The sequence below is a fragment of the Cupriavidus sp. 8B genome (genome assembly GCF_054589115.1).
In genome coordinates this window covers 27,395-36,621 of sequence record NZ_BAAILO010000329.1, presented here as the reverse complement: position 1 = coordinate 36,621, position 9,227 = coordinate 27,395, and the positions used below count along the sequence as shown (strand labels likewise).

At 65.1% G+C, this 9,227-nt stretch carries 10 protein-coding genes and 1 pseudogene; 7 read left to right on the top strand and 4 right to left on the bottom strand.

Annotation, left to right across the window (positions count from 1 at the left end; translation table 11 throughout):
• Positions 1-94: 94 nt before the first annotated feature.
• Together ACYP5B_RS33070 and ACYP5B_RS33065 are read right to left on the bottom strand one after the other, a co-directional pair.
• On the bottom strand, positions 95-520 hold the full coding sequence (locus ACYP5B_RS33070; RefSeq protein ID WP_459572433.1) for a hypothetical protein: 426 nt from the start codon (positions 518-520) through the stop codon (positions 95-97).
• Between the two features lie 7 nt (positions 521-527).
• Positions 528-752 carry a hypothetical protein gene (locus tag ACYP5B_RS33065; RefSeq protein ID WP_318237060.1) on the bottom strand — a complete coding sequence of 75 codons (225 nt, stop codon included), beginning with the start codon at positions 750-752 and terminating at the stop codon, positions 528-530.
• A 56-nt stretch (positions 753-808) separates the two neighbouring features.
• Between ACYP5B_RS33065 and ACYP5B_RS33060 the strand changes: the two genes are divergently transcribed.
• Together ACYP5B_RS33060 and ACYP5B_RS33055 are read left to right on the top strand one after the other, a co-directional pair.
• Positions 809-1,240 (top strand): CopG family transcriptional regulator, encoded by a 432-nt coding sequence (locus ACYP5B_RS33060; RefSeq protein WP_459572432.1) that lies wholly within the window; start codon positions 809-811, stop codon positions 1,238-1,240.
• A gap of 52 nt (positions 1,241-1,292) precedes the next feature.
• A complete protein-coding gene (locus ACYP5B_RS33055; RefSeq protein WP_459572497.1) occupies positions 1,293-2,390 on the top strand; it encodes an extracellular catalytic domain type 1 short-chain-length polyhydroxyalkanoate depolymerase in 1,098 nt (365 codons plus the stop codon).
• A 39-nt stretch (positions 2,391-2,429) separates the two neighbouring features.
• Here the strand turns inward: ACYP5B_RS33055 and ACYP5B_RS33050 are convergent, their stop codons facing one another.
• Positions 2,430-3,317 (bottom strand): LysR family transcriptional regulator, encoded by an 888-nt coding sequence (locus tag ACYP5B_RS33050; RefSeq protein ID WP_400102367.1) that lies wholly within the window; start codon positions 3,315-3,317, stop codon positions 2,430-2,432.
• A 227-nt stretch (positions 3,318-3,544) separates the two neighbouring features.
• Between ACYP5B_RS33050 and ACYP5B_RS33045 the strand changes: the two genes are divergently transcribed.
• From ACYP5B_RS33045 to ACYP5B_RS33025, 5 genes and pseudogenes are all read left to right on the top strand, one after another.
• Positions 3,545-4,546 carry an ornithine cyclodeaminase family protein gene (locus tag ACYP5B_RS33045; protein ID WP_400102366.1) on the top strand — a complete coding sequence of 334 codons (1,002 nt, stop codon included), beginning with the start codon at positions 3,545-3,547 and terminating at the stop codon, positions 4,544-4,546.
• Positions 4,543-5,376, top strand: a complete 834-nt coding sequence (locus ACYP5B_RS33040; protein WP_459572431.1) for a phosphate/phosphite/phosphonate ABC transporter substrate-binding protein — start codon at positions 4,543-4,545, stop codon at positions 5,374-5,376. The genes ACYP5B_RS33045 and ACYP5B_RS33040 overlap by 4 nt, the downstream gene beginning before the upstream one ends.
• Before the next feature lie 97 nt (positions 5,377-5,473).
• Entirely contained in the window at positions 5,474-6,430 is a 957-nt protein-coding gene (locus tag ACYP5B_RS33035; RefSeq protein WP_400102364.1) for a Bug family tripartite tricarboxylate transporter substrate binding protein, read from the top strand.
• Positions 6,431-6,605: 175 nt separating this feature from the next.
• A pseudogene (locus ACYP5B_RS33030) lies at positions 6,606-6,803 on the top strand (histidine kinase dimerization/phospho-acceptor domain-containing protein); the annotation flags it as partial.
• Positions 6,804-7,070: 267 nt separating this feature from the next.
• Positions 7,071-8,537, top strand: coding sequence for an ATP-binding protein (locus tag ACYP5B_RS33025; protein WP_459572430.1), 1,467 nt, complete (start codon positions 7,071-7,073; stop codon positions 8,535-8,537).
• Positions 8,538-8,573: 36 nt separating this feature from the next.
• Here the strand turns inward: ACYP5B_RS33025 and ACYP5B_RS33020 are convergent, their stop codons facing one another.
• The gene (locus ACYP5B_RS33020) at positions 8,574-9,065 is read right to left on the bottom strand and encodes an ureidoglycolate lyase (protein WP_459572496.1); all 492 of its coding nucleotides are present in this window, start codon (positions 9,063-9,065) and stop codon (positions 8,574-8,576) included.
• Positions 9,066-9,227: the final 162 nt, after the last annotated feature.

Below are 9,227 nucleotides of genomic sequence, written 5' to 3'. Positions count from 1 at the left end.
CGGTTAAGGAACGCGTCGCCGGCAGAGCCGGCGACGCGTTCTCTTGCAGCCGAGCGCGGCGCGCTAAACCCCATGCAGCAGCCACGGCCAGCAATTACGGCCGCTTGTCCCCTGCCGGGCTGGTAGGGCGCTGCGCGGGCAGCTTGCCGACGATGCAGTCCACCGCACGCGCATCCGATTTGCCTTGCCCGAGCGCGCCGATGACCGAGTCGCGATACTGCGCCGGCGTGATGCGCTGGTAGTAAAGCCGGGAGGTCTGGTCGAGCCAGTACACGTAGTCGCTGTCGTTCTGGCCGCGGTCGGTGCGCAGCCAATCGCTGATGTTGTTGTTCCCGATCATCATGTTCGGGCAGCCGCGCTGCACGCTGTCCAGGTAGGCATTGAAGCCTTTCGCCTCGAAGTTGCGCACCGAGTCCGGTGCGCAGCCGCATAGCGCCAGGGCTGCGCAAGCGGCGGCAAGCAAGGGTGCCGCCCGGCAATGCCATGGGCTGCTGCGCGTCGTCATTGCGGAGGCTGGCATATCGCTCCTATGTTCTTTTGATCCCTGGTTCTTTGGTTTTTTGGTTCTCTGGTTCGGCGTGGATGACGCCACGCCCAAGGATAGAGCGGATCCCCCGGCACCTCGCCGCGTAGCGAAAAATTTCATGTGTCGCCTGGAACGGCGTGAACGCCAGGGTGGAAGCTACACCAAATACCGTCGGCTGCACTTTCATGTGCGATTGCAGCAAAAATCTGCAATCCTTCTTGCCCAACGGGGTGTTCCATCCTATAACCATCCCACTGGATGTTATTTGGATGGTAAATGACCATGAGTGAGCAGCAAGGTGCACTTAGCGTGATCCCCCGCCCCAAAGGCGGCGAAACCGAGAAGATCACGATCAATCTCGGCCCCGTCGATCTCGGCCAGATCGACCTGCTGGTCGAGGAAGGCTTTTACTCGAACCGCACCGATCTGATCCGCACCGCGATCCGCAACCAGCTTGCGATCCACGCGCAGGCCGTCAGCGAGACCGTGACGCGGCGCGCGCTGGTGCTCGGCCTGCAGCATTTCTCCCGCCAGGACCTGGAGGCAGCGCAAGCCGCCCACCAGCGCCTGGATATCCATGTGCTGGGACTCGCCAGCATTGCATCCGATGTCACGCCCGAGCTTGCCCTGGCCACGATCGAATCGATCGTGGTGCTGGGCGCTTTCCATGCCTCCGCCGCCGTCAAGGCCGCGCTGGCCGGCCGCATCCGCTAAGCCGTGAGGCAACCCAAAGCCCAACGCTAAAGGCACATCGAAGGACACCATGATGAAGATGAACGAAGAATTTCTGGCTTCCATGCACGAAGCCATGGAGCTGCTGCGCACCGCGGGGCCGCTGGAAGCCACCGAGGCTATTCAGCGTGCGCTGCGCGGCAACGGCGCAGTTCCCGTCGCGGGCTTCCAGCCTGCACAAGTTGTTGAGGCGCTGCTGCCGCGCCAAGCGCAAGAAATCGCTCCGCAAGCGCGTGAAGCCCGCGCAAAGCCCGGGCATGCGCCGCAACCCGCACCGCAACCCGGCGTGCAGGACACCGGCCACTTCACCGTCAGGCGCTACACCGGCCACGCTGGCCAGCGCGCCTACAAGCTCTACGTGCCCGCCGGCTTCCAGGGCCAGCGCCTGCCGCTGGTGGTGATGCTGCACGGCTGTACGCAGGATGCGGACGATTTCGCGGCGGGCACCCGCATGAATGCGCTCGCCGAGCGCCACGGCTTCCTGGTCGCGTATCCGATCCAGCCCGCGACGGCCAATCCGTCCAAGTGCTGGAGCTGGTTCAAGCCGGGCGACCAGCAGCGCGAGCTGGGCGAGCCAGCGCTGATCGCGGGTATCACGCGGGAAGTCATGGCCAGCCACCCGGTCGATCCCGATCGCGTGTACGTGGCTGGCTTGTCCGCAGGTGGCGCCATGGCCGCTGTGATGGTCCACGCCTATCCCGAGCTGTATGCCGCCGCGGGGATTCACTCTGGCCTGGCGCACGGCAGCGCGCATGACTTGCCCTCGGCGCTCGCTGCGATGAAAGGCGGGAAGCTGGCGGACAGGGCGCGAGCCGCGCCAATGCGCCCGCTGATCGTGTTTCACGGCGATGCGGACCCGACGGTCCATGTATCCAACAGCGAGCGATTGCTGCGGGAGTTCAAGGGCGCCGCCGCTGGCGACAGCCAGCGGACCAGCAAACAGAACGGGCGCACCGTCACGTGCCGTCGGTTGAAGTCGCCCGGTGGCGTCGAGGCGGAGCATTGGCTGATTCATGGCGCGCAGCACGCGTGGGCGGGAGGCAGCACACGCGGCTCGTATGCCGACGCGAGCGGGCCCGATGCCAGCGCGGAGATGGTGCGGTTCTTCCTGGCGCATCCGTTGAAGAAGTGAGCGGCGGCGTGGGTGCGTCGGCCTGACCGCCCCCACGCCTCAACCCTTCATCCGCGCCACCAGCTCCTGCGCGAATTCGAGCGACAGCCGAGACAGCGGCTCGGACTGGACATTGAAGATCTGGACCGAGGCATTGACCTTGGTCCGGATCGGAATGGCCACGATATTGGGCCACGCTTGCCCGAACACTGTCATGGCATCGACCAGCGCGATGCCGGCCCCGGCCTGCGCCAGCGCGCGCGCCACGTGCGCCTGCTCCACTTCGATCCGCATGTCGATGTCATCGAAGTCGTTGCCAAACATCTCCCGCACCAGCAAGCCGAACGGCACATCCGCGCCGTAGCCAATCAATGGCTCCCCGGCGAGCTCCGCCGGGCGCACATAGCTGCGCCCGCTCAAAGGGTGTCCCGCGGGCACCAGCGCCACCATCGGGTTCTTCACCAGCAGCCGGGATTCCAGGTTGGGATGCGCCAGCGGCATGTTGGACACGGCCAGCTCGGCCTGGCCGGAGAGCAGGGCGCGCAGCATGTTGCCCGGGATCTGCGTGCGCACCACGATGCGCACGGCCGGATGCGCGGCGCGAAACGAGGCGATGGCCCGGGGCAGCACTGTCTGCCCGAGGTTCGGGCTGCATGAGATGCGCAGGCTGCCCGTGCGGTTGGTGGCGAGGTCTTCGGCGATCTCGTTCACGCGCTCGATCCCTTCATACACCGCATTGACCTCGCCCAGCAGCCGACGCGCTTCCGGTGTCGGGTACAGGCGTCCCTTCACGCGGCGGAACAGCTCCAGCCCCAGGCGTTGCTCGGTGTGCGACATCAGTCGGCTGATGGCGGGCTGGGACACATACAGGAGCTTGGACGCGCCGCTGATCGAGCCCGTGAGCATCACGGCGCGGAACACTTCGATCTGCCGGAGGTTCATTTTCATGATTTCAACCCATTAACCTGATGTTAAGTCGCGCGGACATATAAGCATATGACAGTAATGCCGCTGCTGCCTACACTGGGTTCTGACAGCGCGCTTGAACACGTGCACCAAGGCGGCGCCAGGCGCAACCGGCGCCAGCACCGCGATGGGGATGCGCAGCCCATTGCGGGGCATCCTGATGCATGCCGGTGCATCGTCCCAACGTTCACAGGAGACCAGGAAAAGACATGAGCGATATCCATCTGACTTACATCAACGGCCGTGACATCGCGAAGCTCGCGATGACCGACAAGGAAATCCTCGACGCGGTGGAGCAGGGCCTGCTGGCGCAAGGCAACAACCAGACCGTGATCGAGCCGCGCGTGCACCTGATTCCAGACCCCGCGTTCAATGGCCACTTCAACGTGCTGCGCGGCTATGTGGCGCCGCTCGGGCTGGCCGGCGTGAAGATCGTTGGCGACTACGTCGACAACTACAAGCTGGGCCTGCCGTCGGAGATGGCCATGCTCAACCTGTTCGACCCGCGCACCGGCATGCCGGTGGCGATGATCGACGCGACCTTCATCACCGATGCGCGCACCGGCGCGGTGACCGCGCTGGGCGCGCGCCACCTGGCACGCCGCAACAGCAAGGTGCTTGGCCATATCGGCGCGCGCGGCACGTCGTACTGGAATGTGCGCCTGCTCGACAGCCTCTTCGATTTCGACGAGATCCGCGTGCATTCGCGGCGCCCGGAAAGCCGCGACGCTTTCGCCGCGCGGCTGGAGAGGGATCTTGGCAAGAAGGTCATCGTCACGCAGGACTGGGAGTCGTGCGTGCGGGGCGCGGACATCGTGGTCGAGGCGTCGCGGCTGGACAAGCCCACGCCGCTGCTCAAGACGGAGTGGATCAAGCCGGGCGCATTTGTGGTGCCGTACGGGACCATGAGCGCCGTGGAGCTGTCGCTGACCGACATCATGAGCAAGCTGGTGGTGGACGACTGGACCCAGTGCAAGGGTGGCATGTTCGGCTCGCTGCGCGCGCATGTGGAGGCGGGCAAGTTGTCCGAGCAGACCTTGCACGCGGAGCTTGGCGAGATCGTCGCGGGCCGCAAGCCGGGCCGGCAGAGCGATGACGAGACCAACCTGTTCTGGCACCGTGGCCTGTCGCTGAGCGATATCGCGCTTGGCCACGCCATCATGAAGAAGGCCGAGCGCATGGGCATTGGCCAGCAGCTCGTCTACGCATGATCGCCAACGCGCGCATGTATGCGGTGGCCGCGCCGGTGGGGCAGGCGTGGCGGGCGTTGCTCACCTACGTGGGTGAGCGGGCCGGCGTGGCGTGGACATACGTCGAGCATGCCGCGCCGGCGCCGGTCAGCGCGCTGTGGGCGCGGCCGGACTGCGGCTGCGTTTTCATGTGCGGGTTCCCGTTTGTCGGCGCGGGAAGCCGTCATCGCCTGCTGGCGGCGCCGGTACCGTCGCTGCCGCGCTATGGGGGCCGGCCGGCGTACTTCACTGAGTTCATCGTGCGCGCCGATGCGGCGGCCACCACGCTGGAGCCGGCCTTCGGAGGCCGGCTGGCTTGCATGCTGCCGGAATCGAACTCCGGCTACAACGCGCCACGGCACTACCTGATGGAAACGGCTGCCGCCGGCGCCGTCGCGCTGTTCCGGCCAACGGCGGCGCCAACCCCCACACCGCGCCAGGTGATCGACGCGGTCATCGGCGGCGATGCCGAGGTGGGCGTGGTGGACAGCTATGTGCTTGACCTGCTGCGCATGCACGCCCCTGAGCTGATGGCGAAGGTGCGCAGCGTGGCGGTGACGCCAGCTTCGCCGATTCCGCCGCTGGTGGCTTCGCCGCAGACCGGAGACGCCACCGTGGCGCGCGTGCGCGCCGTGCTGCTGGACCTGCACCGCGATCCGGCCTGCTCGGGCTGGCTTGCGCAACTGCGGCTGGCGCGCTTTGCTGCCGTCAGCGCGCAGGACTATGACGTGCTGGCGCGCTACGCCAGCGAAGCCGACCAGGCGGGCTTTGCGCTGACCGGCACCCTTGACGCCAAAGAGTACCGCCCATGACCGCCACGGCAGCGAGCACGGCTTGCGCGTGGCTGGCCATGCCCGGGAGCCAGTATTCTTGATTTTCTGATAGTCCGACTGACGTGGAGAATTGTCGATGAAGCGTTTCCTGATGACTTTGCTGGCCGCCGGGTTGCCGATACTTGCCGGCGCCCAGGCCTATCCGTCCAAGCCCGTGCGGCTGATCGTGCCGTTCCCGGCGGGCGGGCCCGCCGACGTGCTCGGCAGGGTCGTGGGCGAGGGGCTGTCCAAGGCGTGGGGCCAAAGCGTGTTGGTGGAGAACAAGGCGGGCGCGGCCGGCACCATCGGCGTGGACCAGGCGGCCAAGGCCGCGCCGGATGGCTATACGCTGGCGGTGGTGCCGGTAGGGAATATCGCCGTCAATCCTTCTCTGTTCCGCAGCCTGCCGTACAAGGCGCAAGACCTGGTGCCGGTGACGATGCTGGCCACGGCGGAGAACGTGCTGGTGGTCGGCGCCAACGTTCCCGCCGCCTCCCTCGCGGATCTCCTCAAGCTGGCGGCGCAAAAGCCGGGCGAGCTGACCTTTGCCTCGCCCGGGGCCGGCAGCCAGGCGCACCTGGCGGGCGAGCTGCTGCAGCTGGACGCCAAGGTCAAGCTCAACCACATTCCCTACAAGGGCGTGAGCCCGGCCATGACCGATCTGGTCGGGGGCCAGGTGACCATGATGTTCGCGCAGGTCTCGTCGGCGCTGCCGTACATCAAGGCGGGCAAGCTCCACGCGCTCGGCGTGGCCAGCCAGAAACGCCTGGCGGTGATGCCCGACGTGCCCACCATTGCCGAGCAGGGCTTTCCCAAGTTCGAGGCCGTATCCTGGTACGCGCTGATGGCGCCGGCAGGCACCCCCAAGGACGTGATCGCCCGCATCAATCACCAGGCGCTTGAAGTGCTGGCGAACCCGGCGCTCAAGGAGAAGCTGGCCACACTCGGCATGGACACCAGCGGCGGCACGCCGCAGGAACTGGCCACCACGATCCAGCAGGACAGCGCGCGCTGGGCCGGCGTGATTCGCAAGCGCCAGATCACGGTGGACTGAGGGCGTTGCGTGGTGGCGTGCCGGGAGTCCCGTGCGCTGACGGGCTTTCCCGCGCCATGACATCAGGGAGTACCTGTGACCGGCTAATTTCAATAGGGTTTGCAGGCTCGCGCCGGCTACGGCGAGCCGATCGCTGCGCGCCCGGCAAAGCGGCGGATGAGACCCTTCGTGCACCGTCCCACGCCGTGCGTCCACGTCCTTCTCCAGCATCGGCCACGAGTTCCGCACGCCGCTGACGCTGATGCTCGGTCCGCTCGAGGCGTTGCTGAACAGGCCCCACGCCGCCGGCTCCGACGATCACCGGCTGATCGAGATCACGCATCGCAACGGCCTGCGGTTGCTCAAGCTGGTCAACGCGCTGCTGGATTTTTCAGGGATGAGGAAGTGACTTGGAAAGCGGCTCTATAGGCGCTTTAATGTAATATTTCTATAAGATACATTGATGTAACTTATAGGCAATGGCGACAAAATGCCGAAGCGGGTGGGGCCGTGCACCGTGACCCGCGAACAGGAGTTTTGACCGCAAACCGGCTTCCAGCCTAGCCATGCGCCCGGCGGTTCTATAAGATACATTCGTGTAACTAAAAGGAATCGCATGACTTCCTGGGGATTCTACGGGCGTACAGGGACATTGGAGACATTGGACCGGATTGTCCGGGGCCCCAAATGGTTCTTCTGCCGCATCCAAGGCCGGCGACGCATCGGCAAGACGACACTGCTGCGTGAGTTGTCCACGAGCGAGCCGTCGTTACTCGCCCGAATCGTCTATATGCAGATACCGGATTCGGACGAACGAGATGTGGCGGCCGGGTTCCGCCGGGCGCTCGAAGACTGCGAATCCCGGGGCGCCAATTCGCTGGCTTCGCAGGTTACTGATTTCGCCTCGATGGCTGGCGTGATCGGCCAGCTATGCCGCCGCGGCATGATTGTCGTGTTGGAAGAATTCCAGTACTTCACGGACGCGAGGCTCTACGCCTTCAACTCGTTCCTGCAGGAGCAAGTGGACCGGCTGCGCGATATGCAAGGGGGCGGGCTATTTGTCCTCGGCTCCCTGCAGTCGGAAATGAGCGCTCTCCTGGACGACAAGGGCGCGCCGCTCTTTGGGCGGCTAACGGCGACGATCGAACTGCAGCACTGGGATTTCGAGGACTTGGCCGAGGTGTACCGCGTGCACGATATACGCGACCCGCACCATTGGCTAACGCTCTGGGCCTTTTTCGAGGGCGTTCCGAAGTTTTACCGGGATGCATATGACCAGGGTCTGTTTCAGGTGGGTGCCGGGTTTCAGGAGGCCTTGCTCGAGCGGATGTTCCTGCGTGAAGGCGGCCCTCTGTCCGAAGAGGCAGACACGTCCTTCCTTCGCGAGGTGAAGGGCAGGCCGCTGTCGGTCTTGAACTTCCTTGCGGAGCATCCGGGATCGAGCCACGGGCAACTGGTCGACACCCTGCTGCGGGATGAAGACGAAGCGTCGTTGAAGGTCACGATCAAACGCCTTGTTGACAACTACCATATGGTCGACAAGCGCCACCCGGTGTTCTCGCAGAGCAAGAGTCGCAATGCCCGCTACTACATTACCGACAACTTCCTGCAGGCATGGCTGTCGGTCGTGAAGCCGGCGCGAGATGCTTCCCGCATGCGCCCACTATCCAAGGCGATCGACCTGACGCTCCCTCGGCTGTATGGGCATGAGGGATACGCTTTCGAGAAGCTGGTTCGTCAATTACACGTGGAGTGCTCGCGCAAGGGCGTGGGCGACTTCTCGCTGACCAGCATCGAACTGGGCTACTGGAATCGGCCACGGGACGAGCAGAACGCGATCGAGATCGATGTCGTCGCACTCGACGAAGACACGCACTGTATCCGCTTCGGCTCCTGCAAGCGCAATGCAAGCAAACACACCCGGTCCTCGCTTGCCGAGTTCGAGCGACACATCGAGCGGTTCATGTTGACCAAGGAAGGGCGCCGGGTGAAAGGCTGGTCGTTGACCAAAGCGCTGTTCTCTCCCGCGTTTTCCGCAGAAGAGGATCGCGCACTGACGGCCGCCGGCTACCAGTGCCTGGACTTGCCGGCGTACGCAAGGATGCTCGTGTCTCCACGGTCGGCGTGATGCTCTATGGCGGCGCGGGCGAAGGCGTGCCTGCTGTCACCCAGCCACCTGGTAGTTGCCGCGCAGTTCGGTGACGTCGCAGTTGTGGCCCTCGCCGCCGCGATCCACCACCAGGAAGCGCGCCATGCCTTGCGTGACGATCAGCGAGTGGTGCCAGACGCCGCGCTTGTAGTTCACGCCTTGCCTGCCGTTGGTGACGAACACGCGGATGGCCGATTCGTCGAGCGGGTCGCCGGCGGGCGCCACGACCACGAGGAAGGCGGCTTCGTCCAGGGGCACGAAGGCCTGGCTGCCCAGCGGGTGCCGCTCCATGGCGCGGATGCCGAGCGGCAGCGCATAAGGCTGCGTGTCGAAGAAGCTGATCAGCGCCCGGCCACCCTGCGTGTGGACATCGACGCCGGCGAGATCGTCGTAGCGCAGCGTCATGCCGCCATTGATCACCATTGGCGCGCGCCCCTCGCTTTCGATGACATCGCCAAACGGGGCGAAGGCCGCCACGGTCAGTGGCTCCACCTGCAAGCGCACCAGCGGTTGGGATGGCGGTGGGGGCTGGATCGCCGTCTCGTCGGGAGCAGACACGTTTTTCCTCTTCGTCATGGGTAATGAGTGGCCGGGGATGGCGGTTGGCCAATCCGTGGACATCCGCTTGCGGTTCAACTGGTAATACCAGTGATACTAGTATCCGGTTGC